The 13,778-nt window shown below is 72.9% G+C and carries 13 protein-coding genes; 4 read left to right on the top strand and 9 right to left on the bottom strand.

The features are described from left to right. Positions 1 to 52: 52 nt before the first annotated feature. Complete coding sequence (locus tag NYZ95_RS09185; protein WP_262850960.1) at positions 53 to 4,822, bottom strand: NAD-glutamate dehydrogenase; 4,770 nt, start codon at positions 4,820 to 4,822, stop codon at positions 53 to 55. 90 nt (positions 4,823 to 4,912) lie between these two features. On the opposite strand from NYZ95_RS09185, the gene NYZ95_RS09180 reads away from it, so the two are divergent. Further along, positions 4,913 to 5,407 (top strand): DUF2505 domain-containing protein, encoded by a 495-nt coding sequence (locus tag NYZ95_RS09180; protein WP_262850868.1) that lies wholly within the window; start codon positions 4,913 to 4,915, stop codon positions 5,405 to 5,407. 5 nt (positions 5,408 to 5,412) lie between these two features. Here NYZ95_RS09180 and NYZ95_RS09175 read toward each other — a convergent pair whose 3' ends face one another. The 7 genes from NYZ95_RS09175 to NYZ95_RS09145 all read right to left on the bottom strand — a co-directional run bounded on the left by NYZ95_RS09175 (position 5,413) and on the right by NYZ95_RS09145 (position 11,492). Next, a complete protein-coding gene (locus tag NYZ95_RS09175; RefSeq protein ID WP_262850866.1) occupies positions 5,413 to 5,829 on the bottom strand; it encodes an RDD family protein in 417 nt (138 codons plus the stop codon). Between the two features lie 65 nt (positions 5,830 to 5,894). Beyond that, positions 5,895 to 6,605: a hypothetical protein gene (locus tag NYZ95_RS09170; RefSeq protein ID WP_262850864.1), complete on the bottom strand. Its 711-nt coding sequence runs from the start codon at positions 6,603 to 6,605 to the stop codon at positions 5,895 to 5,897. A gap of 9 nt (positions 6,606 to 6,614) precedes the next feature. Then, positions 6,615 to 7,763 (bottom strand): glycerate kinase, encoded by a 1,149-nt coding sequence (locus NYZ95_RS09165; RefSeq protein WP_262850862.1) that lies wholly within the window; start codon positions 7,761 to 7,763, stop codon positions 6,615 to 6,617. A 17-nt stretch (positions 7,764 to 7,780) separates the two neighbouring features. Further along, positions 7,781 to 8,107, bottom strand: coding sequence for a hypothetical protein (locus tag NYZ95_RS09160; protein WP_262850860.1), 327 nt, complete (start codon positions 8,105 to 8,107; stop codon positions 7,781 to 7,783). Then, positions 8,104 to 9,570 (bottom strand): WS/DGAT/MGAT family O-acyltransferase, encoded by a 1,467-nt coding sequence (locus NYZ95_RS09155; protein WP_262850858.1) that lies wholly within the window; start codon positions 9,568 to 9,570, stop codon positions 8,104 to 8,106. Before NYZ95_RS09155 ends, NYZ95_RS09160 begins: the two co-directional genes overlap by 4 nt. A gap of 9 nt (positions 9,571 to 9,579) precedes the next feature. After that, the gene (locus NYZ95_RS09150; RefSeq protein ID WP_262850856.1) at positions 9,580 to 10,812 is read right to left on the bottom strand and encodes a CpaE/TadZ family protein; all 1,233 of its coding nucleotides are present in this window, start codon (positions 10,810 to 10,812) and stop codon (positions 9,580 to 9,582) included. Then, entirely contained in the window at positions 10,809 to 11,492 is a 684-nt protein-coding gene (locus NYZ95_RS09145) for a hypothetical protein (protein ID WP_262850854.1), read from the bottom strand. Before NYZ95_RS09145 ends, NYZ95_RS09150 begins: the two co-directional genes overlap by 4 nt. A gap of 103 nt (positions 11,493 to 11,595) precedes the next feature. Here NYZ95_RS09145 and NYZ95_RS09140 point away from each other — a divergent pair, with 103 nt between their 5' ends. Beyond that, the gene (locus NYZ95_RS09140; protein ID WP_262850852.1) at positions 11,596 to 11,856 is read left to right on the top strand and encodes a helix-turn-helix domain-containing protein; all 261 of its coding nucleotides are present in this window, start codon (positions 11,596 to 11,598) and stop codon (positions 11,854 to 11,856) included. Here the strand turns inward: NYZ95_RS09140 and NYZ95_RS09135 are convergent. Then, positions 11,840 to 12,349, bottom strand: coding sequence for a hypothetical protein (locus NYZ95_RS09135; protein ID WP_262850850.1), 510 nt, complete (start codon positions 12,347 to 12,349; stop codon positions 11,840 to 11,842). The two genes, NYZ95_RS09140 and NYZ95_RS09135, sit on opposite strands and share 17 nt — an antisense overlap. 97 nt (positions 12,350 to 12,446) lie before the next feature. On the opposite strand from NYZ95_RS09135, the gene NYZ95_RS09130 reads away from it, so the two are divergent. Both NYZ95_RS09130 and NYZ95_RS09125 read left to right on the top strand, forming a co-directional pair. Beyond that, the gene (locus tag NYZ95_RS09130; protein WP_262850848.1) at positions 12,447 to 13,169 is read left to right on the top strand and encodes a LysM peptidoglycan-binding domain-containing protein; all 723 of its coding nucleotides are present in this window, start codon (positions 12,447 to 12,449) and stop codon (positions 13,167 to 13,169) included. A gap of 26 nt (positions 13,170 to 13,195) precedes the next feature. Beyond that, a complete protein-coding gene (locus NYZ95_RS09125) occupies positions 13,196 to 13,720 on the top strand; it encodes an Rv3235 family protein (RefSeq protein ID WP_262850846.1) in 525 nt (174 codons plus the stop codon). Positions 13,721 to 13,778 lie beyond the last annotated feature (58 nt).

Genomic DNA, 13,778 nt, shown 5'->3' with positions numbered 1-13,778 from the left:
ATCATCTCCGAGTCCCAGCTCACGCACCGGCAGATCGCGGCCGCCGCAGACCTCAGGTCAGCAGGGTGCGCACCACCCGCAGACCGACCGAGAGCCTCGCGAGGTCGGGGGTGTCCTCGCCCCAGATCTCCTCGAGGGTCTCCTCCGCGCGCTCGAGCACCGACGCCTCCGACGCTCCCCATGCCTCCACGCGCTCGTGCGCGGACAGGTCGGGGTCGGTGGAGCTGAGCACCTTGCGCGCGAGCTGGCCCTGGACCCCGAGCAGGTCGTCGCGCAGCGCCGCGCGGGCCATCGAACGCCACCGGTCGTCGCGCGGGAGCGCCTGGATCCGGTGCGCCAGACGGTCCAGCCCGAGCTGCTCGCCGAGCTCGAAGAACACCTGCGCCACGGTGGCGGCCTCGGTGCCGGTCGACAGGGCGATGTCCGCCATCTCGATCGCCCCGTACGCCGGGCCGAGCGCCGCGAACGTCTCCGCGTCCTCGGTGGAGACCGCCGCCTCGCAGAGCGCGTCGGCGCGGCCACGCCACAGAGCGTGCTCACGGCCGACCATCAGGCTCGGGAGGTCGCGCAGCAGGCTCTGCACCGTCGTACCGAAGTAGTCGACGCTCCCCTCGACGTCGGCGTACCGGCGGTGGTTGATCAGCCAGCGCGACATCCGCTCGACGAGCGCCTGCACTGCGCTGCGCATGACCTCCTGGACATCGGCAGGCACCACGTTGTCGAGCAGGCTCGCCCGCTCCAGCAGGGCGCCTTCGCCGCAGATCTCGCCGGCGATGGAGCGCGCCCGGGCGAGGTCGGCTGCCGAGGCGCCCGTCTCCCCCGACAGCCGGTGGAAGTACGAGATGCCAGCGCGGTTCACCATCTCGTTCACGATCGACGTCACGACGATCTCGCGGCGCAGCGGGTGCTCCAGCATGTCGGCCCGGTACTGCTGGCGCAGGGCGCTCGGGAAGTACCCGAAAAGGTGCGCCTTGTAGTACGGGTCGTCGGCGATGTCGGAGCCCAGGAGCTCCTGCTCGAGCACGATCTTGGTGTAGGCGAGCAGCACCGCCAGCTCTGGTGCCGTCATCCCGACCCCTTGGGCGCGACGGTCCGCGATCTGGTTCGCCGCCGGCAGGAACTCCAGCGCACGGTCCAGGTAGCCGCCACGCTCCAGCCGGGAGACCCAGCTGGCGTGCGCGTGGAGGAGGCTGACGGCCGCGTCGACCGAGCCTGCGAGCGACACGTTCTGGTCGTAGTTGTCGTCCAGGACCAGCTGGGCCACCTCGTCGGTCATCGACGCGAGGAGCTTGTCCCGCTCCTCGACCGTGAGGTCGCCGCGGGCTGTCACCAGGTTGAGCAGGATCTTGATGTTGACCTCGTGGTCACTGGTGTCGACACCTGCGGAGTTGTCGATGAAGTCGGTGTTGATCCGACCTCCCGCCAGGGCGTACTCGATGCGCCCGAGCTGCGTCAGGCCGAGGTTGCCTCCCTCGCCCACGCACTTGCACCGCAGCTGGTCACCGTTGACGCGGATGGCGTTGTTGGCCTTGTCGCCGACGTCGGCGTGCGACTCCGACGACGCCTTCACGTAGGTGCCGATCCCGCCGTTCCAGAGCAGGTCGACGGGCGCCAGCAGGATCGCGCGCAGCAGCTCCGGCGGGCTCATCGACGACACGTCCTCGTCGATGCCGAGCGCCTCGCGCATCTGCGGGCTGATCGGCACCGACTTCGCCGTACGGGGGAAGACCCCACCGCCCTCCGAGATGAGGCTCGCGTCGTAGTCCGCCCAGCTCGAGCGCGGCAGCGCGAAGAGCCGCTGACGCTCCTCGTACGACCGAGCGGCGTCGGGGTCGGGGTCGACGAAGATGTGCCGGTGGTCGAACGCCGCGACCAGACGCGTGTGCTTCGAAAGGAGCATCCCGTTGCCGAAGACGTCACCGGACATGTCGCCGATGCCGACGCAGGTGAAGTCCTCGTTCTGGCAGTCGATCCCCATCTCGCGGAAGTGCCGCTGGACCGAGACCCACGCGCCGCGCGCCGTGATGCCCATCGCCTTGTGGTCGTACCCGGCCGAGCCGCCGGACGCGAACGCGTCGCCCAGCCAGTAGCCGTAGTCGGCCGCGATCTGGTTGGCGATGTCGGAGAAGGTCGCCGTCCCCTTGTCGGCGGCGACGACGAGGTACGTGTCGTCACCGTCGTGCCGGACGACGTCCGGCGGCGGCACGGCCTGTCCCCCGACACGGTTGTCGGTCAGGTCGAGCATCGACGAGATGAACGTCTTGTAGCAGGCGACCCCCTCGGCGAGCCACGCCTCGCGGTCGCTCGCGTCGGGCAGCTGCTTGCAGTAGAAGCCGCCCTTCGCACCGACGGGCACGATGACGGCGTTCTTCACCATCTGCGCCTTGACCAGGCCGAGGATCTCCGTACGGAAGTCGTCGCGCCGGTCCGACCAGCGCAGGCCGCCGCGCGCGACCGAGCCGAAGCGCAGGTGCACGCCCTCGACCCTCGGCGAGTAGCAGAAGATCTCGTACGCGGGCCTGGGCTCGGGGAGGTCGGCGATGTCGCGCGGCGAGAGCTTGAACGACACGTACGACCGCGGTCGGCCGTCGGCTCCCCGCTGGTAGAAGCTGGTCCGCACCGTGGCACGCACCAGCGTCCGGTACGACCGCAGGACGCGGTCGGCGTCGAGACCTTCGACCGCCTCGAGCAGCTCGCGCAGGTGGGCCTCGACCTCCTCGGTCAGCGCCTCGCGACGCGTGTCGTCGACCGCCGGGTCGAACCGCGTCTGGAAGAGGTCGAGGAGACGCCGGACGACACCTGCCTCGGCCAGCAGCACCGCCTGGATCGACTCCAGACTGAAAGGCGTCCCCGCCTGCTGCAGGTACCGGGCGTACGCCCGCAGCACGACGGCCTGACGCCAGTCGAGGTCGGCGCCCAGCACGAGGCGGTTGAACCCGTCGACCTCGGCACGACCGTCCCAGCACGCGGCGAAGGCCTCGGTCAGGCGTGCACGACCGGCCTCGTCGGTGAGGACGTGCGAGCGCGCCCGGAACCAGTACACCCAGACCGGCTCGTCGGTCGCCAGCTCGTACGGGCGCTCGTCGATGATGTCGACGCCGTGCGAGGCGAACGCAGGGAGCAGGTCCGTGAGCGCGGCAGGCTCGCGGGAGTACAGCCGGACGCGGAGGCCGTGCGGGTCGTTCTCGCGCGGGTCCGGCTCGACGTTGACGACGATCTTGTCCTCGCCGGCCAGCAGGGTACGCGCGGCGAGCACGTCGTCGACGGCGTCGTCGGCGGCGACGCCCTCCTTGTACGCGGCGGGGAACGCGTCGCGGAACCCGTCCAGCACGGACGTGGTGCTCGCGTCCCCGAACCGGCGGTCCACCGCCTCGGCCAGCGCGTCCTCCCACGAACGGATGGCGGCGGCAACCTCGGTCTGCAGCTCGGCCGGCTCGAGCGTGCCGAGCTCCTCACCGGGGCGGGGCCGGACGACGAGGTGGACGCGTGCCAGCTGCGACTCGCTCACCCACACGCCGTAGTCGATCGTCGGCTCACCGCCGACCCGCTCGGCCACCAGCTGCTCGATGGTGAGCCGGACGTCGGTCGTGTAGCGGTCGCGCGGCAGGTAGACCAGGCAGGACAGGAACCGGTCGTACGGGTCTCGCCGCACGAAGAGCTGGACGTGCCGGCGCTCCTGGAGGTGGATCAGCGCCTCGGCGATCTCCGCGAGCCCTTCGACCGGGATCTGGAAGAGCTCGTCGCGCGGATACGTCTCGAGAAGGTCGAGGATCTCCTTGGCCGCGTGGCTGTCGCCGTCGTACCCGAGCCCGGAGATGACCGCGTCGACCTTGCGGTCGAGGATCGGGATGCGGGTGATGCTGCCGGTGTAGGCCGACGACGCGAGCAGACCGAGGAACCGGCGCTCGCCCACGACCTCGCCCTCGGCGTTGAACGACTTGATGCCGATGTAGTCGAGATAGCTCGTGCGGTGGACGGTCGAGCGCGAGTTCGCCTTGGTGATGACCAGCACCGTCTTCTCCCGCGCACGCGCGCGCGAGCGCGGAGGGAGCCGGTTGAACGACGCGCTCTCCCCCCGCGCCTTGCGGAGGATGCCGAGGCCGCTGGCGGGCACGGGGCGCAGCTGCTCCTCGCCGGGTCCGCCCTCGAGGTCGTACTCGCGGTAGCCGAGGAACGTGAAGTTGTCGTCCGCGAGCCACGACAGCAGCAGCGCGGCCTCGGCCGCCTCGTCGGGCGAGATGCCGACCGGCGGCATCGAGCGCAGCTCGGCGACGATCTCGCGGGCACGCGAGCGCATCGGCTCCCAGTCGTCGTTGGCGAGCTCGACGTCGTGCAGGACCCGTCGCAGCCCGGTCGCGATCTCGTCCTCCACGTCGGGACGGTCGCTGCGGTCGATCTCGAGGTACATCCACGACTCGCGTATGGAGTCGGGCGCCGAGGCGCCTCCGGCGATCCCGACAGACTCCAGGCGGCCCGCGCCGTTGCGGACCACGTCGAGCTGCGGGTGGACCAGCCAGTCGACCCCGAAGCCTTCCCTCGTCAGGAAACCGATCGTCGAGTCGACGAGGAACGCGCGGTCGTCGGTGACGACCTGGATGACCAGGTGCCCCCGCGCATCCCACCCGTCGGTGCGGGCCTCCGGCTGCCACACCTTCAGCAGGGTCTCCCCCGGCGCTCTCACGGCGGCGAGCCGGGCGTGGCTCATGGCCGCACCCCTCAGCGCCTCCGGCGGTCGTTCCTTGCGCTCCTCGGCAGGGACGTGCTGGTAGTAGGCCTCCACCAGCGCGTCGGTGACGTCGGGGGGCAGGTCGCCTTCCTCCACGGACAAGATCGGACTCCTTCGGTGCACATCGTTGTGACTCTCTGCACACTACTTGGCCGCCTTCGGAAGGCCTCCTGCGATGATGTCCCGATGAGGTTGCACGAGACTGCCGACTACCCCGGCGCCACCCCTGACCAGGTCTTCGGGATCATCAGCGACGACGACTTCCGAGCCGAGGTGTGCGAGAAGATGTACGCGACCGCATACGAGGTCACGGTCGAGGAGGACGGCACCGGCGTCCGCATCCAGATCGACCGGACGATGCCGGCCGAGATGCCCGACTTCGTCAAGAAGCTGACCGGGGACACCGTCGACGTCCGCCAGGTCGAGCTCTGGGGCCCGTCGGCAGCCGACGGCTCGCGTACTGGCACGGTGAAGCTCACCATCAAGGGGCAGCCCGCGTCGATGGACGGCACGCTGGCGATCATCCCCACCGCCTCGGGGTCTCAGCTCGTGGTCGACGGCGACCTGAAGGTCAAGATCCCGCTGATCGGCCGCAAGATCGAGCCCGAGGTCGCCAAGGCGGTCGTCGCGGCGATCCGGGTGGAGTCCGAGGCCGGCAGGGCGCGGTTCGCGGCAGGCTGAGCCGGTCAGGAGCCGTTCCCGACCTCGCTCCGCCAGGAGTAGACCACCGACGTCCCGGTCAGGAGGTCCTGCACGGAGCGTGACCGGGCGTCGACAGCCGACCAGAACAACCCGATCGGGAACACCACGACCACGAGCGCCCTCGCGAGGGCCCGCGCGACGTGCACCCGCTTCCCGTCGTGGAGGACGCGCGTCCCCATGACCTGGCCACCGAGCGTCTTGCCGCTGGTCGCCCACGTCGAGGTCAGGTAGGCCACCATCGACAGGGCCCCCAGCACGAGCAGCGCGCCGAAGGTCCAGCGCGGCCACTGCCACTGGACCGGGTTCGCGAGGAAGCTCAGGGCGGCGACACCGACGTACGCGCTCGCCGCCCACAGGCCCACGACCGCGTAGTCCAGCGCGCCCGCGATGGTCCGGGTCACGACCCCGGCGGGGCGTCCTTGCAGATGCCCGCCGGGGCCGACGGGGTGCGCGCGCGAGGCCCCGGTCACTGCGACCTCCCGCCACGGCGGCGCCACACGAGCACGCGGTCGACGGCACGGGCGACGACCTCGTCGGCCGACGCGGCACCCGTACGCGCCTCGACGACCAGGTCCGCGGCGACGCCGCTGGAGGAGTCGCGGATGATCTCCGGGAGGTCGACGTCGTCGATGACCTCGTTGGCCAGCGCGTCGAGGTCGACCCGCTCCCGCACCAGCTCCGTCAGGTCGAGCCCGTCGAGCACGTGGGTGACGACGCGGTGGAGGTCGACGCGGTCGAGCACGACCTGGGTCAGGTCGAGCTGGTCGAGCGCGGTGCTGACGACGTGGCCGAGGTCGACCCGCTCGGTGACGACGGCGGTGAGGTTGAGCTCGTCGAGCACCGTGACGACCACACGGGCGAGGTCGACACGGTTGAGGACGAGCTGGGTCACGTCGACCTGGTCGAGCACCTCGTCGACGACGACGGGGACGGCGGCCTTGGCTCGGCGGACCAGCTCGACCTGGGCGAGGATCCGGACGGCCCGGCCACGGAACGCCAGCTCGCGCGCGAGCGTGCCAGGCGCGATCTCGCGCGGCACGAGCGGCGGGTACGCGAGGTGACGGCCGGCACGGATCGCACCGGGTGTCACCGCACGGGCCGCGACGACGAGAGGAGCCGCCACGGCGACGGTCGCGCCGACGGCCAGGTCGACGAGCCGTACGACGTGGTCCTGCACGAGTCGAATCTAGAGGAAGCGCGCGCCCACGGCGCGTCCCGTGCTCTCCAGCAGCGCCGACACGTCGGCCATACACCGGGCGACGTCGGGCTCGACGTCGGTCAGGGCGTACACCTCCGCGAAGCCGGCCGCCCGCGCCTGCCGCCTCGTCAGGGTGCTCCGCCCGCACACCACGACGGCCGGCACCCCGTGCCGGCGGGCGCGCGCGGCAAGAACCGCGGGTCCCTTGCCCCGCAACGTCTGCGCGTCGAGCGAGCCTTCGCCGGTGACGACGAGGTCGACCTCCTCCAGGAGCGTGTCGAGGCCCACGAGGTCGAGGACGAGATCAGCGCCGGACCGCAGCCGAGCCCCGAGGAGCGCGACCATCGCGAAACCCACGCCACCGGCAGCGCCGGCTCCCGGGACGTCCCGCAGGTCGCGTCCGGTCGTCGCCGCGACGACGTCCGCCCACCGGGCCAAGGCCGTGTCCAGCATCGGGACCTGGTCGGCGTCGGCGCCCTTCTGCGGGCCGTAGACCGCCGCGGCGCCGTCGGGACCGGTCAGCGGGTTGTCCACGTCGCAGGCGACCTCGATCGCCACCCCCTCCAGCGACAGGCCGGTGAGGTCCAGTGCCGCGACGTGTGCGAGCCCTTCGCCGCCGTCAGGGACCGGCACGCCGTGTCCGTCGAGCGCACGGGCGCCGAGCGCGCTGAGCATCCCGGCACCACCGTCGGTCGACGCGCTCCCGCCGATGCCGACGACGATGCGGGTGGCACCGTCGGCGACAGCAGCCGCGACGACCTCACCGAGCCCACGCGAGGTCGCCGTCATCGGCGCGAGCGCCCCAGGAAGGCGGCGCATCCCGCAGGCGTCCGCCATCTCGACGACGGCCTCCGCCCCGCGTCGGGCGTACGTCGTCTCGACCGGCTCACCGGTCGGCCCGCTGACGGTCACGGCCACCGGCTCCCACCCCGCGGCGAGCGCGGCGGCCACCGTCCCGTCGCCACCGTCGGCCACCGGCAGCTCGACGACCTCGGCACCGGCCGTACGGAGTCCGCGGGCCAGGGCGGAGGCGACCTCGGCCGCGTCGGCAGAGCCCTTGAACTTGTCCGGCGCCACGAGCACCCGGGTCACGTTGGTGCGTGGGTGGTCACGGGACGGGTCGCGGTGACCACTCACGGACCGACGCGACGCGGTCACGTCGCGAGCGCGGTGATCACGTCGTCGAGCTCCTGCGTCGCGTACCAGGCGAGCTCCTCGCCGACGTGGATCGCCTCCACGTCACGCAGCGCCAGCGGACCGCTCACCTCGCCGCCGGGCCCTCCCAGAGCCTCGGTGGCGAGCACGACGACCGTGCCCCAGCGCTCCTCGGCGATCTCGCCCGCCACGGCCATCGCGTCGTACTCGTCCTGCTCGTCGTCGCTGGCCGCCACCACGCCCTCGTACGCGTCGGCGGGCAGGCTGCCCTCGTCCGCCAGCCGCCGCAACGCTGCGGGCTCGACCGCCAGGTAGGCGCGGCTCATGCCGGACCTCCGTCACGGTCGACCGACGGCCGTCGCGCCGCGCGGCCCGCGGACAGTCCACCGCGTGGCGCGCGGTGTCGCGACGGGCTGGCGGACTCGACGAGCTCGGCGAGCGCCTCCTCGAGACACTGCCCGAGGAGGTCGGCCTCCGGCACGGCCTGGCGGTCCGCCACCAAGCCGTAGTAGACCCCGCCTGCGTACGAGGTGACGCCGATCGAGAGCGTACGACCGTGCGTGAGCGGGATCGCGGGATAGGTCTCGACGATCGGAGCGCCCGCCATGAACATCGGTTCCTGCGGGCCGGGGACGTTGGTCACGACCAGATCGTACGGATGGTGCGCCTTCGTCTCCGCCACCCGCGCGCCGACGGCGTGGAAGGTCGTCGGCGCGAAGCCGGGCAGCGACGCGAGCGTGTTGGCAGCGACGGCGACGCCGGTCTCGCGGTGCGCCTTGAGGGCGTACGACACCTGGTGGAGTCGGACGACAGGGTTCGTCTCTCCCACCGGGAGCGAGACCAGGTGCCCCCGCACGGTCGACCCGTACGAGGTGGGGACGCCGTCGGGCGCGGCGACCGACATGGGCACCATCGCGCGCAGCCGCGTGTTGTCGCTGACCGGCTGCGCCTGGGTGAGCATCCAGCCGCGGATCCCGCCCGCGATCGTCGCGAGGATGACGTCGTTGACGGTGCCGCCGTGGACGTCGCGCACGCCGCGGTACTCGTCGAGGCGCGTGGCCACGGTGACGTAGCGGCGGTGCTGGCTGAGCCGCCTGCTGAACGGCCCCGGCGGGTCGGTCGTGGCGGGCCCGACCACGGGCAGCGTCTGCACCACCTTGCCGACGGTCGACTGGACCTTGTCGATCCCTGAGCGCAGGCGCTCGGCGGCACGGCGCGGGTCGAGCGCGGCGTCGACGAGCGAGCCCGCCATCAGCGAGGCGCTCCCCGGCAGCGAGCGCGGGCTCCAGCCGTCGGAGGGGACGTCGCGGTCGTGCGCGCTCTCGTCGAGAAGCACCTGGGCGAGGTCGACCGTGACCGAGCCGTCGACGAGCGCCTGGTGCGACTTGATGAGGACGGCGCAGCGGCCGCCCTCGAGGCCCTCGATGAAGTACGCCTCCCAGAGCGCCCGCGTCGGGTCGAGGCGCCGCGCGATGAGACGGCTGACGAGCTCGCGCAGCGCGGCGTTCGTGCCCGGTTTCGGGAGCGCGGAGCGACGCACGTGGTACGAGAGGTCGAATGCCGCGTCGTCGACCCAGACCGGCGCCCCGAGACCGCCGGGAACCGTCGCGACGCGCTGGCGGTAACGGGGCACGAGCCCGATCCGCTCGTTGACGACGCGGACGAGGGTGTCGTAGTCGAACAGGCGCTCGCCGGGCTCGAGGACGGCCAGGGTCATCACCTGGCGCGGGCTGGCCGACGTCTCCTCGTCGAGGAACGTCACGTCGAGAGCATCGAGACGTCGGGGCACGGGCACAGGTTACGCCAGTTCGGAAGCGCGGGCGTCGAGATCGCTCGCCAGCCCTGCCACCGCCCGTTGGAAGGGTGAGCCGCCTGCCCCCTCGGCGGGCGTCAGGCCGTGGACGAGGCAGTGGTCGAGCGCCGCCCGGTCGTAGGGCAGGAAGGCAGCCGGGACCGCACCCGTGAAGCGTTCGACCGCCTCCGCGATCTCTCGCGTGGTCCACCCGAGCGTCGTACGCACCTGGTTGAGGACGACGACCGGGTCGACGTCGCACCGAGTCCGCAGGTCCAGCACCGCCCTGGCGAGGCGCGACAGGCCGACGGGGTCCGGCAGCCCGACGACGAGGACCACGTCGGCGGTCTCGAGGGTGTGGCGCGCGACCGCGGTGCGTCGTGGCGCGCTGCCGTCCCCTCCCCCGTCGCCGGTGTCGTCGAGGCAGAAGCCGAGGTCGACGACCACCTCGTCCGCGAGGTCGCGCGCGGTCGCCAGCACGCTTTCGTACGCCGTCGCGCGCAGGCCCGGCCATCGTTCCGCGCGGGGCAGCCCGGTGAGGACGCCGAGCTCGGGGCCGATCCAGCGCAGGTGGCCGGCGAGCGCGTCGGTGGTCAGCGATCCGCCGTTGGCGTCACGGGCCGCGGCGAGCAGCCCGCTCACCTCGTCCAGGAGTGCCAGCGCGGGGGCCTGGGTCCCGCCGTCGACGTCGGCGTCGACGAGGACCGTCCGCCGCCCCCTGGCCGCGAGCTCGGCGGCCACGCCGCGGGCGAGGGTGCTGCGTCCCGGTGCGCCAGCAGGGCCCCAGACCGCGGTGACGCGGCCCGCCCGGGGAGGTGCGTCCGCCACCACCGGAGCACCGGCACCCGCTCCCCCACGCGTGACGCGGACCGGATGGTCCGAGATCGCGTCGTCTCTACGGACGTACGTCGCGACCCGTGCGAGCTGCCCGAGCGGGACGACCGCCCCGATGCCGAGGGCGGTCGCCGCCTCCTCGGCCTCGCGCGCCGCGTCGTCGGGGGCGACCGCGACGACGACGACACCGCGCCGCGTGATCCGGCTGACCGCGTCGGGGTCGAGACCAGGCAGCTCTACGGACACCAGGGCGAGCGCGACCGCGCCGCTCACGGCGGTCGCGACCGCGTCGGCGACGTCGACGCACCGGCGGACGACGGTGATGCCGCGCGTCTCCACCGCAGCCGAGACCAGCGCGGCCTCCCACGCGGCGTCACCGGCGGCGATGAGCACCGGCACGCTCACGAAGCGGCTCCTCCGCGGCGTACGAGCGTGACGCTCCCCGAGCCGAGCGCGGCCAGCGCACGTGGGAGGAGCGACTCGTCCACGACGCGTACGACGACGCCGCGGGTGGTCGCGTCACCCCACGCCGTGCCGGAGCCGTGGACGGCGACGACCACGACGTCCTCGAGGACGCGCCGGGCCGCGTCGGCGCGCTCGGAGGCCGCGTCGTCCGGGGCGACCCAGACGTCGACACGGTGGCCTTCACGGAGGTCGGGGGGCTGCGAGGCGTGAGCCACCTGCAGCGGCAGCTCGACGCCCTCGGCGGCGGCTGCGTCGACCAAGGCGGCCGCCGGGACGAGCTCACCGGCGACCAGGTCACGGCCCCACACCGCCGACGTAACCCGGCTCGCGAGCGCGTCCGCCCCTCCCGCCGCCAGGTAGCGCGACCGCGCCTCGCCGACCAGCCGGACGTCCACGGGTACGAGGTCGCCGACCTCGACGGGCTCCCCGGCGCGAACGTCGGCACGCAGGGCCCAGACCTCTGTCGTCTCCGAGACACGGGCGACGAGCAGCCCGCCGAGGACCACGCAGACGGCCACCAGCGCGACCCCTCCGAGAGCGCGGGGGTGCGTCCACGAGGGCCGCTGCAGTCGGCGGGTGTCCGCGCGCGCCGAGACCGTGCGCTGCGTGCGTGTCGGCATGCCCCCTATTGATGCCGCACCGGGCGTCGCCCCGTCCAGCAGTTGTCCACAGTCCGAGGCGACGCGGGCTGATCGTCCCGTTCGCGGCTGGCACAATCAGCACATGCCCGTCGGATCCGAGTCACCCCGATTCCTGCGTCTCTCGGACGTGGCCGACATCCTCAACGTCTCCGAGCGCCAGGTGTACGCACTGGTCCGCCGCGGCGACCTGCCCGCGATCCGGGTCGGGGGGCGCGGCGTGTGGCGGGTCGAGAGCGAGGCGCTCGAGCGCTACATCGCCGACCAGTACGCCGCCACCCGCGACCACATCGCCGCGCACCCGTTCGTCGACGAGGACAGCGACGCCCTCAACGCGGACACCTGATCGCCACGACCGCCTCGTACGGCACGAGCTCGCCCGCGATCTCGACGTGGTCGAGGCCGGTCGCGACGGGGACTCCTCGCAGGCTCGACCCGTCCCGGCGGTGCACGTGCACCTCGTCACGGTCGCGGACCAGCGCTCCCCACGCCTGACGCCAGGTCATCCGGCGCTGCACCTCGCTCCGTGACGCACAGGGGGTGTCGCCCTCCGGCACGACCGCGACGACCTCTCTGAGCGCGACGACCCAGTCGGTGACGGCGTCGTGGTGGATCAACGCCCAGTCCGCGGTCGCCATGGCCAGCTCGCCTCGGAGCGGACCGAGCGAGCCGACGCGCACCGTCACGACGAGACCGAGGCAGCGGTCTGCCCACGACAGCTGCGCGACGCGCTCGGCGACGAGGTCGCTGATCTCGAGGTCGCGGGCGGCGTGACGCTCGCTCTCCGCCTGCTGGACCAGGCCGCGCTCCAACGCCACGAACCGGTCGTCCCATCGCATGGCGAGGACTCTAGCCCTTCGCGGCGGGTGTGGACGAACGATTGACTGCGGCGGCGAGCGTACGCAAACGTAGGCAAACGTAAGGAAGGGGCGTCACATGATCACGCGAGGACTCCGTGCCGGTGCGGCCGTCGCGCCACCGTGGATCGCGGTGCTCGTGCTCGTGGAGCACGCACCGTCCGCAGGTGCGCGGCTGATCGCCGCGACGGGGCCGACGTCCGCGCGCCTCGAGGTCCTTCTCGGCGACCTCGCGCTGCTCGTGGCCACGGCCGCGACGGCGTGGCTGTGCGCACTGACCGTGGTCGCTCTCGTCTGCCGCCTCTGCCGGCGCCCGGTGCCCACCGGACTCCTGCGGCTCTCGCCTGGGCCGTGGCGTCGCGCGGTCCTCGCCGTCGCCGGCTCGTCCTTGGTCCTCGCCGTGCCCGCGGCAGCGGTCGCCGGGGCGCCGGGTGCCCCCGGCGAGCCCGCAGGCCCCCGCACGGCAGGCGCGCCGAGCTCGGTCTCCCTGCGCGGGCTGGCCCTTCCCGACCGGCCGGCCGAGCTCCGCCGCAGCACCGTCCGGACGAGCCGCCCGCCGTCCGCGCCACGGACGCGCTACCGCGTCCGCGCGGGCGACTCTCTGTGGCGGATCGCCGCCGCCTCCTGGCGTGGCGAGGAGCCGACGGCCGCACAGCTCGACGGCGAGTGGCGCCGTTGGTACGCGGCGAACCGTGCGCGCATCGGCGACGACCCGCACGCGCTGCGGATCGGCATGGTCCTCCGCGCCCCGACCACCTCTCCCCCGTCCGAGACCTCTCCCTCGTCCGACCCTCCGCACTGACCTGACCCTCGCGCAAGGAGACTCCGATGACCGCAGCAGGTACGCCCCTCCACGACCTCTCGCTCTCCCGTCCACGTTCCGGCGGCGCCCGGCCCGCGGCGACCGCCCAGTGGTCGCTGCCCCTCGTCGACGGCTCGCTCGCCCTGTCGTCACCGCAGGTGCTGCCCTCGCCTCCCCGCCCTCACCTGAGCCTCGTGCCGCCGCACGAGCCCGGCCTGGACCAGCGCGCGGCGACGTTCGTCCGCGCCCTGCTCGAGGTCTCCTCAGGCAGCCGACCCCTCACCCAGCTCGCCCGCGTGCTCGCGCCGGAGGTGTACGACGAGATGCAGAAGCGTGTCGCGATCCTGGCGCGTGCCCGTACGCGGGAGCCACGACAGGCTCCCGCGAGCCGGCTCGCGAGCATCCGCGTCACGCGCCCCCGCACCGGGGCTGCGGAGATCGCCGCGCGGATCGCCCAAGGCGACCGTTCGCGTGCGCTGGCCGCACGTCTGGTCCACGACGCCGACCGGCGTGATCCGACCTGGGTCTGCACCGCCCTCTGCTGGGTGTGACGAGAGACCCCCAGCCCCCCCGGCGAGAGACCTGCAGCCCGCCGGCGAGAGACCGCCC

The organism is Mumia quercus (assembly GCF_025506335.1).
GTDB classification, from domain to species: domain Bacteria; phylum Actinomycetota; class Actinomycetes; order Propionibacteriales; family Nocardioidaceae; genus Mumia; species Mumia quercus.
The sequence above is the reverse complement of the archived record's forward strand: the minus strand, read 5'-3'. Positions and strand labels throughout refer to the sequence as shown.

Bases quoted from the DNA above. Each gene is read 5' to 3' on its own strand.
- NYZ95_RS09125 (WP_262850846.1), top strand. From the start codon at position 13,196: ATGACCGCAGCAGGTACGCCCCTCCACGACCTCTCGCTCTCCCGTCCA.
- NYZ95_RS09135 (WP_262850850.1), bottom strand. From the start codon at position 12,349: ATGCGATGGGACGACCGGTTCGTGGCGTTGGAGCGCGGCCTGGTCCAG.
- NYZ95_RS09180 (WP_262850868.1), top strand. From the start codon at position 4,913: ATGAGGTTGCACGAGACTGCCGACTACCCCGGCGCCACCCCTGACCAG.
- NYZ95_RS09160 (WP_262850860.1), bottom strand. From the start codon at position 8,107: ATGAGCCGCGCCTACCTGGCGGTCGAGCCCGCAGCGTTGCGGCGGCTG.
- NYZ95_RS09140 (WP_262850852.1), top strand. From the start codon at position 11,596: ATGCCCGTCGGATCCGAGTCACCCCGATTCCTGCGTCTCTCGGACGTG.
- NYZ95_RS09130 (WP_262850848.1), top strand. From the start codon at position 12,447: ATGATCACGCGAGGACTCCGTGCCGGTGCGGCCGTCGCGCCACCGTGG.
- NYZ95_RS09145 (WP_262850854.1), bottom strand. From the start codon at position 11,492: ATGCCGACACGCACGCAGCGCACGGTCTCGGCGCGCGCGGACACCCGC.